Source organism: Arenibacter sp. S6351L (assembly GCF_023016025.1).
In the GTDB taxonomy this organism is placed as follows: domain Bacteria; phylum Bacteroidota; class Bacteroidia; order Flavobacteriales; family Flavobacteriaceae; genus Arenibacter; species Arenibacter algicola_B.
Genome location: NZ_JALKBB010000009.1, coordinates 1 through 21,347 on the forward strand (window position 1 = coordinate 1; position 21,347 = coordinate 21,347).

The 21,347-nt window shown below is 39.3% G+C and carries 21 protein-coding genes; 11 read left to right on the top strand and 10 right to left on the bottom strand.

Features of this window, described 5'->3' with window-relative positions:
- Positions 1 to 43 precede the first annotated feature (43 nt).
- Complete coding sequence (locus MWU82_RS09285) at positions 44 to 310, bottom strand: hypothetical protein (RefSeq protein ID WP_247096184.1); 267 nt, start codon at positions 308 to 310, stop codon at positions 44 to 46.
- A 428-nt stretch (positions 311 to 738) separates the two neighbouring features.
- Here MWU82_RS09285 and MWU82_RS09290 point away from each other — a divergent pair, with 428 nt between their 5' ends.
- From MWU82_RS09290 to MWU82_RS09305, 4 genes are all read left to right on the top strand, one after another.
- A complete protein-coding gene (locus MWU82_RS09290) occupies positions 739 to 2,631 on the top strand; it encodes a DUF1080 domain-containing protein (RefSeq protein WP_215948660.1) in 1,893 nt (630 codons plus the stop codon).
- Between the two features lie 16 nt (positions 2,632 to 2,647).
- Positions 2,648 to 4,606, top strand: a complete 1,959-nt coding sequence (locus tag MWU82_RS09295; RefSeq protein ID WP_247096185.1) for a plastocyanin/azurin family copper-binding protein — start codon at positions 2,648 to 2,650, stop codon at positions 4,604 to 4,606.
- A 200-nt stretch (positions 4,607 to 4,806) separates the two neighbouring features.
- A complete protein-coding gene (locus MWU82_RS09300; protein ID WP_247096186.1) occupies positions 4,807 to 7,284 on the top strand; it encodes a TonB-dependent receptor plug domain-containing protein in 2,478 nt (825 codons plus the stop codon).
- 170 nt (positions 7,285 to 7,454) lie between these two features.
- Complete coding sequence (locus tag MWU82_RS09305; protein WP_247096187.1) at positions 7,455 to 8,072, top strand: hemolysin III family protein; 618 nt, start codon at positions 7,455 to 7,457, stop codon at positions 8,070 to 8,072.
- Here the strand turns inward: MWU82_RS09305 and MWU82_RS09310 are convergent.
- Together MWU82_RS09310 and MWU82_RS09315 are read right to left on the bottom strand one after the other, a co-directional pair.
- The gene (locus MWU82_RS09310; protein WP_215948657.1) at positions 8,069 to 8,497 is read right to left on the bottom strand and encodes a DUF4268 domain-containing protein; all 429 of its coding nucleotides are present in this window, start codon (positions 8,495 to 8,497) and stop codon (positions 8,069 to 8,071) included. The two genes, MWU82_RS09305 and MWU82_RS09310, sit on opposite strands and share 4 nt — an antisense overlap.
- Positions 8,498 to 9,169, bottom strand: a complete 672-nt coding sequence (locus MWU82_RS09315; protein WP_215948656.1) for a ZIP family metal transporter — start codon at positions 9,167 to 9,169, stop codon at positions 8,498 to 8,500.
- A 90-nt stretch (positions 9,170 to 9,259) separates the two neighbouring features.
- Here MWU82_RS09315 and MWU82_RS09320 point away from each other — a divergent pair, with 90 nt between their 5' ends.
- Together MWU82_RS09320 and MWU82_RS09325 are read left to right on the top strand one after the other, a co-directional pair.
- Positions 9,260 to 10,423 carry a THUMP domain-containing protein gene (locus MWU82_RS09320; protein ID WP_247096188.1) on the top strand — a complete coding sequence of 388 codons (1,164 nt, stop codon included), beginning with the start codon at positions 9,260 to 9,262 and terminating at the stop codon, positions 10,421 to 10,423.
- Positions 10,424 to 10,455: 32 nt separating this feature from the next.
- A complete protein-coding gene (locus MWU82_RS09325; protein ID WP_247096189.1) occupies positions 10,456 to 10,686 on the top strand; it encodes a hypothetical protein in 231 nt (76 codons plus the stop codon).
- Here MWU82_RS09325 and MWU82_RS09330 read toward each other — a convergent pair.
- Genes MWU82_RS09330 through rlmD form a run of 3 tightly spaced genes read right to left on the bottom strand, consistent with a single transcriptional unit; the run spans position 10,664 to position 13,423 of the window.
- Entirely contained in the window at positions 10,664 to 11,485 is an 822-nt protein-coding gene (locus MWU82_RS09330; protein ID WP_247096190.1) for a DUF6048 family protein, read from the bottom strand. The two genes, MWU82_RS09325 and MWU82_RS09330, sit on opposite strands and share 23 nt — an antisense overlap.
- On the bottom strand, positions 11,466 to 11,996 hold the full coding sequence (locus MWU82_RS09335) for a DUF6452 family protein (RefSeq protein WP_247096191.1): 531 nt from the start codon (positions 11,994 to 11,996) through the stop codon (positions 11,466 to 11,468). Before MWU82_RS09335 ends, MWU82_RS09330 begins: the two co-directional genes overlap by 20 nt.
- 11 nt (positions 11,997 to 12,007) lie before the next feature.
- A complete protein-coding gene (rlmD, locus tag MWU82_RS09340; protein ID WP_247096192.1) occupies positions 12,008 to 13,423 on the bottom strand; it encodes a 23S rRNA (uracil(1939)-C(5))-methyltransferase RlmD in 1,416 nt (471 codons plus the stop codon).
- Positions 13,424 to 13,649: 226 nt separating this feature from the next.
- Between rlmD and MWU82_RS09345 the strand changes: the two genes are divergently transcribed.
- The 5 genes from MWU82_RS09345 to rocD all read left to right on the top strand — a co-directional run bounded on the left by MWU82_RS09345 (position 13,650) and on the right by rocD (position 19,909).
- A complete protein-coding gene (locus MWU82_RS09345; RefSeq protein ID WP_247096193.1) occupies positions 13,650 to 15,116 on the top strand; it encodes a sulfatase in 1,467 nt (488 codons plus the stop codon).
- Between the two features lie 63 nt (positions 15,117 to 15,179).
- The gene (locus MWU82_RS09350; RefSeq protein WP_247096194.1) at positions 15,180 to 16,418 is read left to right on the top strand and encodes a glycoside hydrolase family protein; all 1,239 of its coding nucleotides are present in this window, start codon (positions 15,180 to 15,182) and stop codon (positions 16,416 to 16,418) included.
- A 90-nt stretch (positions 16,419 to 16,508) separates the two neighbouring features.
- Entirely contained in the window at positions 16,509 to 17,582 is a 1,074-nt protein-coding gene (locus tag MWU82_RS09355; protein WP_247096195.1) for a glycoside hydrolase family protein, read from the top strand.
- Positions 17,579 to 18,484 (top strand): endonuclease/exonuclease/phosphatase family protein, encoded by a 906-nt coding sequence (locus MWU82_RS09360; RefSeq protein WP_247096196.1) that lies wholly within the window; start codon positions 17,579 to 17,581, stop codon positions 18,482 to 18,484. The genes MWU82_RS09355 and MWU82_RS09360 overlap by 4 nt, the downstream gene beginning before the upstream one ends.
- Positions 18,485 to 18,628: 144 nt before the next feature.
- Complete coding sequence (rocD, locus tag MWU82_RS09365) at positions 18,629 to 19,909, top strand: ornithine--oxo-acid transaminase (protein ID WP_247096286.1); 1,281 nt, start codon at positions 18,629 to 18,631, stop codon at positions 19,907 to 19,909.
- Between the two features lie 53 nt (positions 19,910 to 19,962).
- Here rocD and MWU82_RS09370 read toward each other — a convergent pair whose 3' ends face one another.
- From MWU82_RS09370 to MWU82_RS09385, 4 genes are read right to left on the bottom strand one after another with little or no spacing between them, the layout of a single operon-like run.
- The gene (locus MWU82_RS09370) at positions 19,963 to 20,376 is read right to left on the bottom strand and encodes a DUF2752 domain-containing protein (protein WP_215948646.1); all 414 of its coding nucleotides are present in this window, start codon (positions 20,374 to 20,376) and stop codon (positions 19,963 to 19,965) included.
- Positions 20,366 to 20,650: a CD225/dispanin family protein gene (locus MWU82_RS09375; protein ID WP_215948645.1), complete on the bottom strand. Its 285-nt coding sequence runs from the start codon at positions 20,648 to 20,650 to the stop codon at positions 20,366 to 20,368. The genes MWU82_RS09370 and MWU82_RS09375 overlap by 11 nt, the downstream gene beginning before the upstream one ends.
- 37 nt (positions 20,651 to 20,687) lie before the next feature.
- Positions 20,688 to 21,026, bottom strand: a complete 339-nt coding sequence (locus MWU82_RS09380) for a CCC motif membrane protein (protein ID WP_215948644.1) — start codon at positions 21,024 to 21,026, stop codon at positions 20,688 to 20,690.
- 9 nt (positions 21,027 to 21,035) lie between these two features.
- On the bottom strand, positions 21,036 to 21,338 hold the full coding sequence (locus tag MWU82_RS09385) for a DUF2752 domain-containing protein (protein WP_247096197.1): 303 nt from the start codon (positions 21,336 to 21,338) through the stop codon (positions 21,036 to 21,038).
- Positions 21,339 to 21,347 lie beyond the last annotated feature (9 nt).

The window sequence follows — 21,347 nt, forward strand, 5'->3', positions numbered from 1 at the left end:
CACCAAGTGGGAGAGTAGGCCGCCGCCTTTTTTTGAAGTCCCTTCATCGCAAGATGAGGGGACTTTTTTTTGTACTATATCCAACACAGGGCACGCCGCTGGCGTGATCGGTTCCAGCATCCGTTCCTGCTTCGCTACGCTTGCAGTAACGGGCTGTCATTGAATAGGCCGCCGCCTTTTTTTGAAGTCCCATCATCGCAAGATGAGGGGACTTTTTTTTTGTACTATATCCAACACAGGGCGCGCCGCTGGCGTGATCCGTTACCTTATCCCTTTGTACTGCACTGCATTTGTACCTAGGGACGGTCATTATTAGGTTTGCTAAGCAATCGGTACATTGAACAATTGCTACATTTTCAAATCACCAAATTGTTATATTTTCAAATTAACCAATTGTTGCATCAATTCATTGGTACATTGATGAATTGGTACATTTTCAAATCAGCAAATTGCCTCATTTTCAAATTGCCTCATTTTCAAATCAACTCATTGGCTAAACAGTCTTTGAAAACACGGGTAAATATGATTATTTTCCATTATAGGTTTCTGCTTATATCTTACTTTTGTAAATGACTTCATAAAGTTACGAAAACCTTTTCGTAGTTGAAATGGCCATTGCTATGGGGATAGAACTAAGGTGTATTGTTGCTGGACCGGGCTAATATTGGAGTTTTAGAACTTATATTTATATCTTTAGGGTTTGGAACAACTGTTCCAAGTAACCTAAGCTTCAATTTTATGAAAATTCCATTGTTTTTAAGTGGATTATTGCTGATTTTTATTTCATGCGGTGATCGTCCATCCAAGGAATCTGCAACTACCACCGAAGAATCTCCTAAAATAAAGGATTATTTACCATTCTCTGAGTTGGCATTGGATGACCTATCCATGTTTAAAGTGGAGACTCCCAATTGGAAAATTGTTGGGGATGTATATGTGGATAGATCAAAAGACAAAATTTTGACATCCTCCACAGGAAAAGGAATTTTGGCCAACATTCCAGAAGTGGAAACCAAAAATGGTCACATCTTTACAAATTTTGAACATGGGGATCTCGAAATTGAACTGGATGTGATGATGCCGGTGAACTCAAATTCGGGACTTTATTTTCAAGGTAGGTATGAAGTGCAATTATTGGATAGTTGGGGAGTAAAGGAGACTACTTATGCGGATATGGGTGGTATTTATCAAAGTTCAAATTTTAATGAGGATGGTGGTTACCAGGGGAACCCCCCAAGAACCAACGCTTCAAAATCCCCTGGGCTTTGGCAACATTTTAAAATACTGTTCCATGCACCTAGGTTTAATAATGCGGGCGAGAAAATACAAAATGCTATTTTTCAGGAAGTATGGCTTAATGGGGTATTGATTCAGGAAAATGTGGAGGTAACTGGCCCTACAAGGGCTTCTGCCTTTAATGATGAAAAAGCTAGAGGACCATTAATGATTCAAGGAGATCACGGTCCAGTTGCTTTAAAAAACATCAAGTATAAAAAGTACGAAAATAAAAAGCTGGCCTTGTCCGATATGTATATGACAGAATACGAAAGTAATTCTGATACAATTGCCGGTTTGGATACGCTTACGGTTATTGGAGAGAAAAATGTAGATAGTATTTCTGCCAATATGGTAACTGGAAATAGGGTTACAAGAATTCTAAGTTATAAGGGACAAATGGATATTCCAAACTCTGGCAACTACCTCTTCAATATTGGTTTAAATCACGGTGGTGCCTTGCTGTTGATCGGCAATGATACCGTGGTTAATCTAAATGGAAAGTTCGATTTGGATACACCTGGTATAGGTGAAATTATGTTAGAAAAGGGGAAAGTACCTTTTACCTTCATTTATAATAAGAATTATCCGTGGTTTACAGGTTTTAGTATTACGGCAGAGGGCCCTGAAATGCAAAAAATGCCCCTACATGCAAAGAACTCTTTAAGTTCAGCTAAAAAGGGGTCAGATAATGATATACTTATTACAGTAGGAGAGGAGACTGTAACCCAACGTGGATATATGATGCATGGTGATGAAAAAAGGACACACTGTATTGCGGTTGGGAGTCCTGACCGTATAAATTATTCATACGATTTAAGTAGAGGAGCTATACTACAGGTATGGCAAGGCGATTTTCTTGATGTTACCCAGATGTGGCATCTTAGAGGTACCAATCAGTTGGCGGAACCAAAGGGATTTTCAGTATCCTTTCATGGAGATCCGGATTTTATGACTTTGGAGGATAAGGATATGGTTTGGCCAGACAGCATTCCCTCCAACATAAGGTTTAAGCCATTGGGTTATGAAATGCATGACAATGGATTACCGGTTTTTTTACATCAAGAAGAAGGTACTACTATTAGCAATTCATTTAAAACCTCAAAGGACGGACGTGGCCTTGAGCGTACCATCAGCATTAAGGGCAATGGGGACATCTGGCATAAAATTGCCGAAGGGGAATCCATTAAACAATTGGAGGATGGCACATTCATTGTCAATGATGAAAGTTATTTTATCGATTTCTCCGGAAATAGTGACTTAGATCCTATAATCCGTCAATCCAATGGAAAGGATGAATTACTTCTAAAAATACCCGCGGACAGTGGGAACATTACATACAATATTATTTGGTAACCCAAAACAACCAATTATGCAGATTTTAAGACAGGCAGTTTTCTTTGTATTCCTATTAGGAACAGTACAAGGTACATTTGGACAGGAAAGTTCGGAAATGGCCAAAAAGGAAGCAGAATATTATAAAATAGTAGATGTGCCAATTCCAAATGATATTGTATTGGAAGTAGGAGGATTGGCGTTTACGGATGACGATAAATTGGGGGTGTCTACCAGAAGGGGCGAGGTATGGTTAATAGATAAGCCATATAGTCTAAGCCCAGTTTATAAGAGATATGCTCACGGGATGCACGAGACCTTGGGCTTGGCCTATAAGGAAAATGGTTTCTATCTTTCCCAACGAGGAGAACTTACGAGATTGGATGACAGGAACGGGGATGGAAAGGCAGACAGTTATAAGACTATATATACATGGCCTTTGTCCGGGAATTACCACGATTATTCCTATGGTCCGTTAATTTTGCCCAATGGGGATATGTTGGTCACTTTAAATTTATCCTGGATTGGCCACGGCTCTAGTTTGGTAAAATGGAGGGGATGGATGTTAAAAATAACACCAGAAGGGGAAATGACCCCTATTGCAACCGGCTTAAGGTCTCCTGCAGGATTTAATGTAAATTCTGAAGGTGACTATTTCTATACCGAAAATCAAGGGGATTGGGTAGGTTCCGGAAGGATGACCCATTTGGAAGTAGGCGATTTTGCTGGTAATCCGGAAGGGTTGCGGTGGACAGTCGATCCGCAATCGCCCCTAAAATTGAAACAGGAAGAAATTGAAAAGCAATCGGGCTTAAGTCTTTATGAATATGCAAAAAAGGTACCTGCTCTTAAGGCTCCAGCCATCTGGTTCCCGCACACCATTCAGGGGATTTCAACTTCGGATATCCTTTATGATACCACCCATGGAAAATTTGGACCCTTTGAAGGTCAGATGTTTATCGGTGATCAGGGACATAGTAAAATAATGCGAGTATATATGGAAAAGGTCAATGGGGTGTACCAAGGGGCTTCCTTTTTATTTCGAGAGGGTTTTTCCTCAGGAATATTGCGTATGATCTGGGGTAGTGATTCCAGCATGTTTGTGGGTATGACAAGTAGGGGATGGGCCTCCACAGGAAAAGCTCCATATGGTCTGCAAAGATTGGAGTGGACAGGGAAAGTACCTTTTGAAGTAAAAACGATGAAAGCGTTGGATGATGGATTTCAATTGGAATTCACCCAACCCGTCAATAAAAAATTGGCCAGTGATGTTGCTAGCTATCAAATGAAAAGCTTCACCTATAAATATCACAGTGACTATGGTAGCCCAATTACGGAGGAACAACCAGTAATGGTCCACAATGCAGAGGTTTCCGCAGATGGATTATCTGTGAAATTAACTTTGCACGGTATGCGATTGGGCTTTATCCACGAGATAAAAATTCCAAACCTTACTTCCAATTCGGGAAAGAAACTACTGCATGACACGGGTTATTATACCCTGAACGAAGTCCCAGGTGGAGAATTGAAGTCACCTCAAATGACCGGGTTGGCCAAGTCCGGGAAAACAATTGTTCAGCCAAAAAGAATAACAAAAATGCCAGCTGATTGGAATAATAAATCCGATCAGAAATTGATGATAGGAACCAAGCCGGGATTAAAGTATGATGTAGAGGAAGTTAAGGTTCAAAGGGGGGCCAAGGTAGAGCTCACTTTTAATAATAACGACGATATGATGCACAATCTGGTTATTACGGAAAAGGGTAAGGAATCGGTTGATAAGGTCGGTCAGTTGGCCTTAATGCTGGGATTGGACGGTCCTGACTATAACTATGTGCCGGATACCGATTTAGTGCTTTATCACACCGCTATTATGCAACCGGAAACAGCTGAAAAGATTTATGTTAAAATGCCAAAGGAACCAGGTGAATATTGGATAGTATGTACTTTTCCAGGTCATTCATCGGTGATGAGGGCCAAGCTTATCGTCCAATAATACTGAAAGAGATTATCTGCAACTTATTGGTTTATTATTTTTCAACCGACACTAGTTGGTTCTTGGTGAAAATGTTCACTCTTATGTTTTAATGTGCAAATGGTTTGGGAATATTTCTCTTTACCACAGTTAAATTATGATTTTTCGTAAAGAAAAAAATTGTAGATTTAATTGTACAGTTGAACTAAGTATTGAACATTTTGAAAATAACAGCATTAGTATTATTTCTTTGGATAGCGTTCACTGATTGCACTTATTCCCAAGGACAGGACAATTCAAAATATTTTATAGCTAACGATTCCACAAACTATCGGGAAAAGGTATTCTTGCACTTGGATAAATCATATTACAATGCGGGGGAAGATATTTGGTTTAAAGTATACCTTTTAAATGCGGCTTCACACCTATGGGATGCTATAAGGAATGTAGTGTATGTAGATATTGTTGGCCCTGACAATAAAATTGTAGACTTCAAAATAATTAGGATAGAAGATGGTATTGGAAATGGGGACTTCGCCTTGCCTTCAGATTTATATGGAGGCGAGTATACGGTAAGGGCCTATACAAACTATATGCGAAATTTTGACGAGACCTATTTTTTTAGGCAACAGTTATACATTAGCCCATTGAATTTTATAACGAAAAACGTTGGAACGGCTTTGGATGGGAATGAACAGGTGGAATCGGAACTGGTGTTGCAAGGACAAATGCCAGATTTGCAATTTTTTCCAGAGGGAGGGAACTTGGTCAATGATTATTTTAACCGTGTTGGTTTCAAGATATTGGGGGTAGATGGCAGATCAATAGATATTGAAGGTGTAATTTTGGATGAGACAGGTACACAAATTACTGAATTCGCATCTGCCCATTTAGGGATGGGACTCTTTGATATTAAACCCGTGGAGGGAAGAAAATACACTGCCAATATTGTGCACAATGGCAAAAAATATTCCTATGATCTGCCACAAGGGGTCAAAGACGGAATTGTAATGCGGGTACAGGAATTAAGGGATTATTATCAGATAAATATTCAAACATCAAGTGACAACGGGCTTAACGGTTTTAGCTTATTTGGAAGCCAGCGAACAGGAACAATATATAATGCCAAAATTGACCAGGATAAATCTCTAGCTGTTTTTAAAGTCGATAAAGAGCTACTTGTGACCGGAATTGCCCAATTTACACTTGTGGATGAAAAGAGCACGGCCATATGTGAGCGATTAGTGTTTTATGATGATGGTAGTTCGTCTCCCGAAATTAAAATTATTCCTTTATCCCAAACAAATACCAAAAATGGCACGGTGCAACTTAGTATTGAGCTGGATTCCAAAGGACAGGATATATCGAATTTTGGAGCAAATATGTCTATTTCCGTTACGGATTTAGCGGCTTCATCACCTAGGGAGCATCAGGCTGACATACGAACGTATTTGTTATTGAATTCAGAAGTAAAAGGGAAAATAGAAAATCCTGGTTATTATTTTTATTCTGAAGATCCTAAAAGAAGACAGTTTTTGGACCTGTTGATGATGACCCAAGGGTGGCGACAATTTATTGTAAACGATTTGCCAAATACTAGGGGTGATTCCTTTGCTTTTGTTAAAGAAATGGGAATCTCTGTGGAAGGAGAGGTACGTAAATTTCATAATCCCGATAAGCCGGATGTAGCTACTGTGAAATTGACCTTTCAAGACAGTAATTTGATGGGTCGCCTTAGCGTAAAATCAAATGAAGACGGACGTTTTAAGTTTTTGGGGCTGGATATCATGGAAGATAATAAGCTGGCTTTTGAAATGGTGGATTATGATCGTCCAATGAAAGAATTTGCTATTCAATTGGATTCCGTAAGACCTGCACCGATTAGTTCCCTTAAGAAAGAGCATAGGCTAGGGGAGACTGCCAGCTTTGAACAATTTTTGGAAAATCCTGTTGCAAGAAAAGGTTTTGATACAAATTTTGAAAACGAAATGATGAAATTGATCCAATTGGATGAAGTATTGATCATAACTGAAGGAAGGTCCAAGAAGAAGGAGATGGATACAAAAAGAAGTACAAGTTCTATTTACAGCAGTGTATCCAATACAGTGGATTTTTCAGAAATAAGAAATCAGCCCTATCCGAATATTTTGGCGGCTTTACGTGCCCGTGTCCCTGGGGTTGATGTGTATGGTGGATTTGTGGCTATTAGAGGTGTTAATTCCATGAGTTCGGAAAGAGGAACCACCCCCCTTTTCCTTTTAAATGGTGTACCTGTAAACCAAGAAGCAATTGAAAACGTCCCTGTTTGGGAGGTCGATTTTATAGATGTTTTAAAGGGGGCTAGAGCTTCAATTTTTGGTTCCGAAGGAGGAAACGGTGTTATTGCAGTGTACACCCTAACAGGTAAGGAGCTTAAGGATCAGAAAAATAAAGTTGCTGGCAATGTGTTTAACTACCAGGGATTTTATAAGCCCAGAAAGTTTTACGAACCGGCGTATGGAAATGACGATCTGGGAGCGAATAGGAAAAAATTCAGTTCCACCCTCCATTGGGAGCCCACAGTGAAAATGGATAATAATGGAAAGAGCAAAGTGATTTTTCCTGCAGGAACGAAATCTTCCATCTATAGAGTTGTTTTACAAGGAATTACCAACGATGGTTTACCACTGGCTTCCGAAGCTGTTTTTGAAGTAGATTGATCGTTGCCCAATAGGCTTTTGCGGTAATACGTAGATTTAATGGCGTAATGGAACTATTTGTCTGGTTATAAGTGTTGTTTGTGCAGACGGGGCAATATTATTTATTTCCTATGATATGGCATTCATGTAAAATTTACTTTGGTTAATTTTACATTATCAACAACCAACAAATGCTGGAAAAAGAGGAAAAATTGAACACCCTTTCACATGCCCTAGGCATCCTTCTTGGGCTGATAGGCTTTATTGTGCTTTATCAGATAAACGATCGGCACAATGCCTATGGAATTTTTTCCATTGTTGTTTACAGCTTTACCTTTGTGCTTTTATTTACGGCATCAACCTTATACCATCTTGTAAAGGATCCAAATTTGAAAAATAGATTACGAATATTGGATCACATTAGTATTTATTTTTTAATTGCGGGGACCTATACACCAGTGGCCTTGATATTGTTGGAAAAAGGTAATGGGTGGCTACTATTTTATATTGTCTGGGGTATAGCTGCTGTTGGTACGTTAATGAAGTTATTTTACACTGGCAAATACGAATTTATATCGCTTTTACTTTATTTGGTAATGGGTTGGTTGATCGTATTGGATTTGGATAATTTACTAAGCAATACCACGACCATTGGACTGGGAACCCTTTTTTTAGGGGGTGCATTTTATACTTTAGGGATACTGTTTTACGCTATGGAAAGGATCCCTTATAATCACTTTATCTGGCATTTGTTCGTGCTGGGAGGTGCCATAAGTCATTGGTTTTTTATTTTGATCAATGTGGTTTAGGGACGAATAATATCTTCATATTCGTTGAAGAAATCTTCAAATTTGGCCATGTTTTCCTTCAAAAATACCATGGTCTCCTGCCAGGTGTTTTTGTTATGAATGGAAACATTGTTCAAACTAACGGAGACCCTCGATATTTCCTTACCGCTATCTAGGAAAACCGTATCCTGGAACAGGGCATTTGGTAGATATTCCTCTTTGAAAAGCGACTGAAGTGAAATTAATTTTTCCCATAATTCCATCCGTTTCTCCAGATCTTGATTTTCAATATCCATTGAAACCATGGCAGTGGACAAATCAAAGTGGAACTTAAATGAGAAATCCTTTATTCCGGTGTTGTAAAGAATCCATTTTCTTGGGAATGACTTTCCAAAGGAAATCCAGAAATCCTGCCTTAACTTTTTTGCTTCTTCCTTACTAAACATCTATAGGGAATAAGCAATTACGATACCCAGTATAATAACTACCAATTTACGTAGGTTGAATTTATGTGCTTCCGAACTTTCAAACAGAATTACCGTTGAGATATGAAGGAAAACACCAATTACCAAAGCGTTCAGCAAGACGGCATAGGTGTGGACAAACTCGTAATTGGCAGCAATGTAGGTGCCAATGGGGGTCATTAAGGAAAAAAGCACTATAAAAAATATTGCCGACTGCAACTTTATCTTCGAGCTCAATAAAAATATGCTAAGGATAATGGCAATAGGAATTTTATGTATTAAAATTCCATATAGTATAGTATTGTGATTTTCTATAGGTAATCCTTCTAGCAGAGAATGGATACATAGGCTTATGAAAAGCATCCACGGAAAATCCGATTTTTCAGGATCTAAATGAACATGCCCGTGTTCCGCCCCCTTGGAAAAAAATTCAAGAAAAATCTGGAGAAGGATCCCCAACATAATAAATACCCCGACCGTTTTTGGTTCTGCACTACCGTAAACTTCAGGGAACAATTCAAATACCGTAAGCGCCAGTAAAAAAGCCCCGCTAAAAGCTAGGAGTAGTTTAAAGACTTCCTTGTTTTTTGGTTTTGTGAAGTATACAAATATAAAACTCAGCAATACGCCAAGAATGGGCAATAAATATTTCATTTATGATTGGTTCTGGTATTCTACAAAATTACCATATTGGCTAATAAGGGCTAAAATTAACGTATTTTTGCGGTAATCTTAAAGGTAGATATGAACAATAATTTTAAAATGGTGGCCAAGACCATGTTTGGTTTTGAAGAAATTTTGGCAAAGGAACTGCGTAACCTTGGTGCTGGAAATGTAGAAGAAGGGGTTAGGAGTGTTTTTTTTGAAGGAGATACGGGTTTTATGTACAAGGCAAACCTTTGTTTGCGGACTGCAATTAAAATCGTTAAACCTATTCATTCATTTCGCGTTCGGGATGAAAACGATCTTTATAAAAAAATCTATGCCATGGATTGGTTCGATTATCTTTCGACCTCCACAACTTTTGCTATAGACGCCACAGTAAATAGTGAAAATTTCACCCACTCCTTATATGTATCCCAAAAAACTAAAGATGCCATAGTGGATAAGTTTAGGGATACGGATGGTAGTAGGCCGGATGTAGATATAAAATTCCCGGATGTTAGGATCAATATCCATATTCAAAACGATCAATGCAATGTGGCCTTGGATTCATCAGGGAGGTCGTTACATCAACGAGGGTACAGGACAGCAACCAATATTGCCCCTATTAATGAGGTATTGGCCGCCGGTATTTTGTTGTTGAGTGGATGGGATGGACAATGCGACTTTTTGGATCCTATGTGCGGTAGTGGCACTTTATTGACAGAAGCAGCCATGATTGCCTGTAATATTCCAGCCAACATTAATAGGAAGGAATTTGCCTTTGAGAAATGGCACGATTTTGATCCCGATCTTTTTGAAAAAATTGTAGACAGCAGTCTTAAAAGAACACGGGAGTTTAACCATAAGATCATTGGATATGACAAGGCGCCATCTGCAGTAAGAAAAGCTCAGGATAACATAGTCAATGCCAATTTATCCGATTATATAACCGTGGAAAGGAAAAACTTTTTTGATACGGAAAAATTTACGGACAAACATTTGCATATGGTGTTCAATCCACCTTATGGCGAGCGATTGGATATAGAAATGGAGGATTTTTATACCGATATAGGAAACACTTTAAAACGTAATTATCCAGGGACCGATGCATGGTTCATAACATCCAACTTGGAGGCCTTAAAGTTTGTAGGGCTTCGTCCTTCCAGGAAGATCAAGGTCTTTAATAGTCATTTGGAGTCGCGCCTGGTTAAATACGTAATGTACGAGGGGAGCAAGAAGGCCAAGTTTAACAAAGCGGAATAGGCCGTATATAGTCATTTAAAGGTATAGAAATTTTGAAACCGAAACATAAGGCCCTCATCTTTAATTTTCTAGGCTTTGCCATTTTATTTGTGGTGGGCAGATTATTACTTGGTATGTTATTGTCGATCAACACTCTGATCCTGGCTTTTATAGCCGCGGTGGCCGCAAGCTTCTTGGCGCCCAAATTCAGTGCTGTAAAAACAAAATCAGGAGAGAAACTGATGATGAAATGGATTTTTATTAAGGGTTTTCGGGAGCTCTAGGTTTTTCTGGTATCGGCGGTTGCTTTTCTTCCTTTTCCTTAATTTTTTTTGCTTTTTTATAGAGCGGTATAAAATAGGTAATGGAATAATTGTATCCCACGCCAAATTTACTCCCGTCGGTAACTTTATTGAATCCAGGAATCCATAGATTGCTGAAATTGTCCGTTTCCTTGTTGCTGACCAAGAATCCAATGCGAACGCTTGCTCCCAAAAAAATGTTAGCGAAGAGTTCGGCTTTTACACCAAGCACAGCCTCCAGCCAACTGGCATTTAGTCCGCTAAATTCTTGGGCGACATCCGAACCAACAGCGAAGTCGTTTACGGCATCCGGATCAGGGTTGATCTGATAATCCGGATCGGTCCAATACCGGTTGGTGTCAAAAATTTGATAATTATTTAAGGTCTGACTAAAGGTGCTGTAGGCATAGCGCCCCCCTACGTGTATGGAATTGTTCATGCCATACCAATTCGCATAGGTGTTATAATCCACCCCCAATTTTAAGTAGCTTCCCGAAGTGGTAAAATTGTATAGGTCTTCTTGTTTGGTATTCTTTTCATTACCAAGTTCCGCAGCCACATATAGTTTGTTCGTAATCCTATAATTCCCAACTATTTCAAATCCTTGGTAATCATCATTTAAAAATGAAATTAACAGGCGGCTAAGATCTATTCCCACCCTAATACCATACGGGTCGGTGTGGGCCACGGTGTCTTTTGGCTGAAGGTCAATGGGCTTGCTTTGGGTATGCCCCAAAAGAAAGGTGAAAAATAAAAAACTACTAATGAAATATCTTAACATGGGCCGCTGTTGAATTTTCTACCAATGGGGTTACAATTTCTATATCCTTTATCCAGTTATCAGTTTCAGTTTTTAGATCGCTAGTTAAATCTTCATAATTGGCAATATATCCACATGCCCTGGAAACAAACTTATCTATTCTAGAGTAATTGAAGTACAAGGTATCTAAATCCCCCCCTTCAACGGTAATGGTTTCATCGCTGGAATCTGTAGTTTCAACATCTGAAGAGTTGCTAATAAAATAAAACCCTGTGGTGTTTTCTGTAACCTTTAAGGGAATGGCAATGGAATCCGAATCGGTTCTGTCGGATACCGTTGTGACTGTAGTATTCTGACCAATACCCACAATTCTAAATTTGGGTACCTTTTTTAATTCAGTGGGGTTGTCCACATCATAAAATCTTATCACTAGTAGTGGGGTGTCCCCATCTATACAGATATCATCTTTTTCGCAGGCTCCAAAGCTGATGAATGTAATTAAAACTAGTATTGGAATGTAGATTTTTTTCATGTTCGGGTGGACTATTTGGTCCGTTTTTTCAAAAGTACAACATTTTCAACATGATGGGTTTGTGGAAACATATCCACAGGCTGCACTTTCAATATTTCATAATCCTCCTTCATCATTTCCAAATCCCTGGCTTGCGTAGCGCTATTACAGCTAACATATACGACCTTTTCTGGAGCAATGGATAGTATTTGCTGTACAACGGCCGCATGCATACCATCCCTGGGAGGATCGGTAATAATTAGATCGGGCCTACCGTGTTCCTTAATAAAGCTGGGATTAAAGACATTCTTCATGTCCCCTACAAAGAAATCTACATTGTCTATTTTATTTCTTTTTGCATTGGCCTTGGCATCTTCTATAGCCTCGGGAACAGCTTCAATACCTATTACCTTTTTAGCTTTTTTGGCTACAAATTGGGCAATGGTCCCTGTACCGGTGTAAAGATCGTAAACCAATTCGTTTCCGCTAAGTTCCGCAAAATCGCGGGTTACCTTGTATAGTTCATAGGCTTGGTCCGAGTTGGTTTGATAGAAGGATTTGGCATTTATTTTAAACTGTAGCCCTTCCATTTCCTCAAATATATGATCCCGTCCAGAATAGCATATGATTTCTTGGTCATATATGGTATCATTTTGTTTTTGATTGATGACATATAACAAGGAAGTTATTTCTGGAAAGGTTACTGCCAAATGGTTCATCAATAATTCCCTCTTCTCCAAATCGTCCTCATAGAATTGGACCATCACCATAATTTCACCAGTAGAGGAGGTGCGTATCATCACCGTGCGCAACATGCCCCATTGATTTCTGGGATTAAAGAAAGATAGATTGTTCTTAATGGCGTAATCCTTTATTTCCAACCTAATCGCGTTGGAAGGATCTTCTTGCAAATGACATTTTTTAATGTCCAAGATTTTGTCCCACATTCCGGGAATATGAAATCCCAATGCGTTTTTATCATCAATTTCCTTGCCTGAGTTTATTTCCTCCAAGGTCAACCATCTACTGTCAGAAAAGGAAAATTCCATCTTGTTCCTGTAGAAGTATTGTTTTTTGGATCCTAAAATGCTACTCGTTTCCGGCAATTCCAAATGACCAATTCTTCGAAGGTTGTTCTCTACCTCTTTTTGTTTGTAAAATAGCTGGTGCTCATAGCCCATATCCTGCCATTTACAGCCGCCACAAACTCCAAAATGCTCACAAACAGGAGTAGTTCGTTTGTTCGAAAAAGTATGGAATTTAGTGGCAACACCCTCAAAATAAGCTTTCCTTTTTTTGGTAGTCATTACGTCCACTACATCCCCTGGGACAGTGTTGGTCAGGAAAATTACCCGTCCGTCGGGTGCTTTGCCAATGGTCTTACCTTTGGCTCCTGCATCTACTACTTCTACGTTTTCAAAAACTTGTCTTGTATTCTTTCTGCCCATGGCGCAAAAATAGAAGAATTTTTTAGGATTTATGTAGCTTTTTAACAGAGTCTTATTTGTATTTGTTAGATTCGTTTTGGCAATAGGAAAATTAAATACGATTGGGTTGGAAGAATTGATTCGTAATAAATGAAGTGTAGGCCCGTATTAAATATTGGGGAACTAAGTCTTATTTTTGGAAAGTAGGAACAATTATCAATCTTTAAATTTTAATAAATTGGTTAAAATGGGAAAATTGCTTTTATGTCTGTTTATGATCGGCTTTTTTACTGGACATGCACAGCAAGGCAAAACTGTAAAAAAAATAAAGAATAACCAGCCAAATGTCTTGTTCATAATTGCGGATGATTTAACGGCCACCGCTATTTCGTCCTATGAAAATCGGGCGTCACTCACCCCAAATATTGATCAATTGGCGGCACAAGGTGTTAAATATACCAGAGCTTATACCCAATATCCGGTCTGTGGTCCCTCAAGGGCCTCTTTAATGTTTGGCTATTACCCCAATGCTACTACCACCTACGGATACGTAAGCGGGAGGGAGAATGTTGGACCTTCACGCAAATCACTTTCACAATTGTTTAAGGATAACGGTTATTATACAGCACGGGTAAGCAAGATTTACCATATGGGAGTTCCCATAGATATTGAAACAGGTTCCAACGGACAGGACGATGAGGCCTCTTGGTCCCAAAGGTTTAATAGTCAGGGACCGGAATGGACTGCAGAAGGGGAGGCCGAATTGGTGCAAAATAATCCTTACGGACTTAAACCAAGAAAAGGGGGTAATGTTATGACCATTGTAAAGGCAGACGGGGACGATTTGGTACATTCCGATGGTAAAACCGCTGTAAAGGCTATCGAACTTATTAAGCAACACAAAAATAATCCCTTCTTTTTGGCAGTGGGGTTGGTAAGGCCCCATGTGCCATTTGTTGCCCCAAGAAAGTATTTTGAACCTTATCCACATGAGCAAATGTTATTGCCCCCTAAAGTTGAAAATGATTGGGACGATATTCCCGCCCGTGGCATCAACTACGTGACCAGTGTAAATGGGGAAATGTCCGAAGAACAGGAAAAAAAGGCAGTAGCTGGGTATTACGCTTCTGTAGCCTATATGGATGCACAGGTAGGAAAGATACTAAAGACTTTAAAGGAAGAAGGTTTGGAGGATAATACCATTGTTGTTTTTACTTCTGACCATGGGTTTCATTTGGGGGAGCACCGTTTTTGGATGAAAGTAAGCCTACATGAGGAATCGGTTAGGGTGCCTATGATTATCAAAGTGCCAGGAAAAGCACCGGCGGTCTGTAATTCCTTTTCTGAACTTTTGGACCTATATCCTACCTTGGCCGAGTTGGCAGGGCTAAAAGCTTCCAAGCATATACAGGGAAAAAGCCTTGTTAAAACATTGGATAATCCAAAGTATGAAATCAGGGAGTATGCATTTTCTGTAAGCCAAGGAGGTAAGTCGTTTTTAGTGCGAAGCCATAAATGGGCATATATTCAGTATGATGAGGATGCCGGATCTGGAATGGAACTTTTCGATATGGAGCACGACGCCAAACAATACAATAATTTGGCGCATAACCCGGCTTATAGTGATGTGGTCAAGCAAATGCAAATGATTTTAATGGAAAAATTAACAGAAATTAGAACAAATGACTTGGCTATATCATATGGTTCCAATTAACAAAATTGATAAGTCTTTGTAGAAAAAATAAGTATTTGTAATGGGTAAGATTACAAGCTAAAAATGAAAGGAATACTTACTTGTTTTAAAGGGGGCATTTTGTTGATATGCTTTACTAACAGCTTTTTAAGCTGGGCCCAAAATATCACGATTGCGCCAGGGAGAATAGACGCCAGAGTAGTAGGGCTAAAGGAATGTCCAAACGAAATCATGGGGGCATCCATATTTCAAATTCCAAATTATTTTGTTTGGGGAGCTAGCGTAATAAGAGGTGACGATGGCAAGTATCATATGCTGTTTTCACTTTGGGAAAGTGGGGCGGAAGGAGGTAGTTTTGTCAAGGACTGGGTGCTGCAGTCCAAAATTGGATATGCCGTTTCAGATTATCCGGACAAGGGCTTTAGGTTTCAAAAAATAGTATTGAAAGGTACACGCTATCACGGGGACAATGTGTCCTGGGATGCGCAAATGGTGCACAATCCACATATCAAAAAATTTAACGGAAAGTATTATCTATATTATATAGGATCTAAAGATCCAGGGGAACAGCCTCAAGGTTCTACAGGTGAAAATTTGGACAAACGCGCTAGGGTTCAACAATCCCTCTGTATAGGGGTGTTGGAATTTGATAGTTTTGAAAATTTACTTTTGGGAAACTTTATACGTTCCAAACAGCCATTGTTAACACCGCGAACTAGGGTAAAGGCCAATAATATTGTTAATGGATCTCCCTTTGGGACAGTGGCAAAACCTGACAACATAATAGTGGTGAACCCCTCAGTGGTTTATAACCCAAAGATTCAAAAATATATGCTGTACTTTAAAGGCAACGTCTATGAACCACACTGGAAAGGAGTCCATGGAGTGGCCATTGCCGATACCCCAAAAGGCCCATTTAAACCTTTGGAAAATTTTGTTTTTGATGTAAGAATGCCCGATGGCACTTTGGCAAGTACTGAAGACCCTTTTGTCTGGTACTCCCCAAAACTTCAACAATATATGGCCATTGTTAAGGATTTTACAGGAAGACTAACAGGCCATAAAAAGACACTGGCCTTATTATCATCGACGGATGGGATTGTTTGGGATTTGACGGCAAAACCACTATTTATGGAGCGGAAGTTACATTTAATGGATGGGTCGGTTATAGAGGTAGACAGATTGGAACGCCCGCAACTATTGTTGAGTGAAGATGGTATGCCCCAATATCTATATGCCGCATCTGCCCTAGGCAATGTAAACGTTAAAAACGATGGCAGTTCTTTTAATGTACAGATTCCCTTGGAAGTTGAATTGGAATAAAATAAAAATTACTAATCCATTCAGATATAAAATACCGTATCAGCTGGGCATTAGTGCCGATTTAAAAGTATATTGATTATTGTGAATAAAGTGAAGCACATTTTAAGTTTTTTTATTTTTATCATACTCTTGGTCGTTGATTTTGGATATGCCCAAGAAAAGTCCCTTCAGATGCCCTTATCTTTTATAGCCCAAAATTTGGAATACAAAGGGGTTGCGGTTCAAGATGATAATTATACCTTTTGGGGTTGCGCACCCATTATGGATGAGGATGGAAAAACGCACTTATTCGTAGCGCGTTGGCCGGAAAAGAATGTTAATCCCGCATGGAGAAGGTCTTCCGAAATTGCCCATTATGTTGCGGATTCACCTGAAGGACCTTTTTTATTTTCAGATGTGGCCATAAAGGGCACAGGAAAGGATACCTGGGATAAATATGCACCGCACAATCCGGAAATCAAGAAGCTGGGCAAGTACTTTGTGCTGTTGTATATTGCCAACAATAATTATCATCAACCACCACATCCGGGTAATCAACGTATTGGAATGGCAATTGCAAAATCTCCTTATGGCCCATGGAAAAAAGTGGGCAAGGACGGGATGGTCTTACATGCCGATAATCCTCAAAAATGGAATTATAAATCCAATATGGGAGTGGCCAATCCTGCCTTTTTGGAAGTAAATGGAAATTACTTTCTGTATTTTAAAACCAAAACCACGGATGGGATTCTAAAGTATGGTCTGGCGAAGGCTACTGAGTTAAAGGGCCCATATATTATTCAGGATAAACCGGTTACCTCCAATAAGGGTACATTGGAAGATGGAACCGTTTTTGCTTATCAAGATCATATTTTTTTATTGACCACGGATAATCATGGTCAAAATACGGGCATAGTTGGTGGTGGAACACTATGGAAGTCAAAGGACGGACTTACTTTTAATTTGGAGGAAGCCACGGTTGGTTATGATTTATTGCCCACCTATTATAAGGATTATGACCCTAAAAAAGCGGTGAAGATATATGGTGTCGCCCCTAAGCTGGAACGCCCCAAAGTTTTAATGATAAATAACAAACCGGCATATTTGTACGGCCCATCTGGTTGGAATATTTTTGGTGGGGACAGAACAGTTGGCCATGTTTTTAAAATAAATCTAAAAGAATGAATTTTCGAAATATTTTTTGGATTCTTGTATTGCTCCCGTTATTATTAGCGTCCCAAGACAAAAAAACTGATTTTAAAATCATCACCTACAACATTTGGAACGGTTATGATTGGGGCAAGGATAATGAAAGAAGGGAAAAAGTACAAAATTGGATAAATACCCAAACTCCAGATGTAGTGGCACTTCAGGAATTATGTGCCTATACCCCGGAAAAATTGCGGGAGGATGCGCTGACGTGGGGCCATGATTATTCTGTTTTATTGAAAACAACGGGTTACTCGGTTGGCTTTACCTCTAAATACCCCATAGAGCTAAAAGAAAAAATTCTAGAAGGTATGCACCATGGTGCCTTGCACTGTACAACAAGCGGAATTGAATTTTTGGTAATTCATCTACATCCGGGGAGCTTCGAAAGAAGGCGGGAGGAGGCCAATATACTATCAAGGAAATTGGAAGAAATCATTAAAACCAGTTCCAAATATGTAGTTTTGGGAGATTTCAATGCCCATTCCCCCTTTGATGCTGATTTGTACGATCCCAAGGGTTCCTTGTTGACCAGATTACGGGAATCCAATAAAGAAAAAGGCATAAATGGGAATTTGGTGAACGAAAGTCTGGATTACGCCGTAATGTCTAAATTTCTTGCGGTGCCCTTGTATGATCCGGTTCAAAAATATACAGCAGGATTGATGGAAAGAGGCAGTTTTCCCGGTCGGGTTTTGGGTGAGGTAAACCAAGAAAGCATGGAACTATTAGTTTCGTGTATGGAACGGATAGATTATATTATGGTTTCACCTGAGCTCTCCAAAAAATGTAAGGATGCACAAGTCCACAACGGACCGGAAAATTGGTTTTTGTCCGATCATTATCCTGTAAGTGCCACTTTTCATCTAAAAGATTGATTGGTAGGTTTTTCCGGGCAAAAATCAATGTCCAAAAATTTTAGGATGCAAGTTTCAATTCGTAATTTGCAGTCTCTACAAAAGATGGATGATTTCTCTCCCCAAGAAGGAATTGCTAAAGTTTTATTTAAAAGTTATTTAATCATGTCGGTTTTGGAAAAATTATCTTCTAAAGATGCAATTGCATTGGAGGAAAAATTCGGAGCGCACAACTATCATCCGCTACCTGTTGTTTTAAGTAGGGGAGAGGGAGTTTTTGTTTGGGATGTTGAAGGAAAAAGATACTACGACTTTTTGTCCGCCTATTCTGCGGTAAACCAAGGGCATTGTCACCCTAAAATTGTCAGTGCCATGATACAACAGGCACAAACGTTGACTTTGACTTCCAGGGCGTTTTACAATGATATGCTCGGGAAATTTGAGAAGTTGGCTGCGCAAACATTTGGTTACAATAAGTTACTGCCCATGAATACAGGGGCGGAAGCAGTGGAAACTGCTCTTAAAATTTGTAGAAAATGGGCATACGAGAAAAAAGGAGTTCCTGAAAACCAGGCGCAGATTATTGTTTGTGAGAATAATTTTCACGGACGAACCACCACTATCATCTCATTTTCCAATGATCCTATTGCCCGCAAAAACTATGGTCCCTTTACAGAAGGCTTTATAAAGATTGAATACGATAATCTAAACGCCTTGGAAGAGGTTTTGGAAAGCGATAAGAATATTGCGGGATTCCTTGTAGAGCCTATACAAGGAGAGGCTGGGGTATATGTGCCTTCTGAAGACTATCTTGCCAAGGCGCGGGAGCTTTGTAAAAAGCATAATGTCCTTTTTATTGCCGACGAGGTACAGACAGGAATAGCCCGTACAGGCAAATTATTGGCTACATGCGGCAATTGCAGCTGTCCTGACAGGCATTGCAGAGGGACGCCTGAGGTGAAACCGGATATTTTAATTTTGGGAAAGGCGCTTTCAGGAGGGGCTTATCCTATCTCCGGGGTATTGGCCAATGACGAAATCATGGAGGTTATAAAACCTGGTAGCCATGGTAGTACTTTTGGGGGTAACCCCGTGGCAGCAGCAGTGGGCATAGCGGCTCTTGAAGTAGTCAAAGAAGAAGGTCTTGCAGAAAACGCCTATCAATTGGGCGTGCTGTTCAGGGAAGAGCTCAATAAGTTTATACCCACCTGTAATATTGTAAATTCCGTAAGGGGTAAAGGATTGTTAAATGCCATCTTGATAAATGACACCGAAGATAGCTCAACCGCTTGGGATATTTGCTTGGCATTAAGGGATAACGGGCTTTTGGCAAAACCAACCCATGGAAATATTATTAGGTTCGCACCTCCATTGGTGATGAATAAAGAACAGCTATTGGAATGTGTTGGAATTATAATTAAAACGCTTAAGAAGTTTGAAAAATAGTGTTCTTCACCTTGAAAGAGATTGCCCGTTATTGATTTTATAGCGGGCTTTTTTTATTCTGGAGCCAAAAGGGTAAAAGGATAAAGATGAATATTCCTTAAAATGGTAAACAGGGTAATTATTATAAACAACACTATGGGAGTTTTGGGGTGATATATTAAATCTGGTAAGCTTTCTTTGCCCTTTAAGGGGGCGTAACTACGCACCCAATGGTAGGCAATCAATAAAAATGCAGGAATAAAGAGTAGGTTGTGTTTGGCAACACCCATTATATCCAAGTGGAGTAAATCGTGCAATGCCCTCTGACTTCCACAACCTGTACAGTAATAGCCTGTGGCGGTCAAAAATGGACATTGTGGAAAATGGTTGGAATTACTGGGGTTGTAGAAAAAATAAAGGAGTAGTATTCCAAGGAATACCACTCCCAATATGATCGCTACTACTATTTTTTTTCTATTAGAAATCACTACTGCTCATTAATCCTCCAAAAATGGCCAGGCCAAAAAATGCGATATATAAAAGCCAGAACAAGCCGGCTATAGCAATACCAACAATAGCCCATGTTTTTGCATTTTTGGAAGCTCTCTCTGCCTGTTCGTAATTGCCAAGGGCATAGGCCTCATTTACCTTGGCCGCATTTACTATACTTACTATACCGGGTATTAGGCAACAAAATACAGTGCTGATAATAGCTAAAACCAAATAGTTGTTCGGTTTGGGATGGGTTTGGTTGTTTTCCATAAAAATGCTTAATTAAATTGATGGGTTATAATTAAATCTATTGAAGGTTTTGAAAATAATCTTCCATTCTCTCCCTCATAAGTTCTTCGTTCTGTAATGCATCCCAACCAATAATAGAGATGATCCAAATAAAGAAGAAGATTACTAGAATATTCAAGACAATACCTATAATCGATAAGGTTTTCCCTAACTTAACATTGTTGTATCCTTCATACATACTGGGGTTTACTGCATAGAGGATAGTGGCCTTTTTTGCTAGAATAAGGCCGACGATACCGAATATCAATCCAATAATTCCATAGCAGCAGCAGGTAACTATTGAAATAATCCCGAAAACTAATATTAGTGTTGCGTTGGGTAATTTTTGTTGTTCCATAATTCTTTTTTAATGTATTAGGTGAACCATTTTGTAAATGTAACTTACAATGATGATTCCAGCGTTTAGGTATAAAAGATAGATTTTGATCTTGAAGGAATTTTTGATATCGAACAATAGTGAGGCACCAATAAAACCAACTAGAAATATAATGGTATAAATGGCCGGGTATATCTTTAAGGCATCTATAAAATTGCCTTCCAATAGATAGGAAATAGATCGTTGAATTCCGCAACCGGGACACTCAATGCCGAAAATCTGCTTGTTCATGCATGGGAGCATATAATTTTCCAGTTCCAAGAGAATTGCCATCAGGATTAT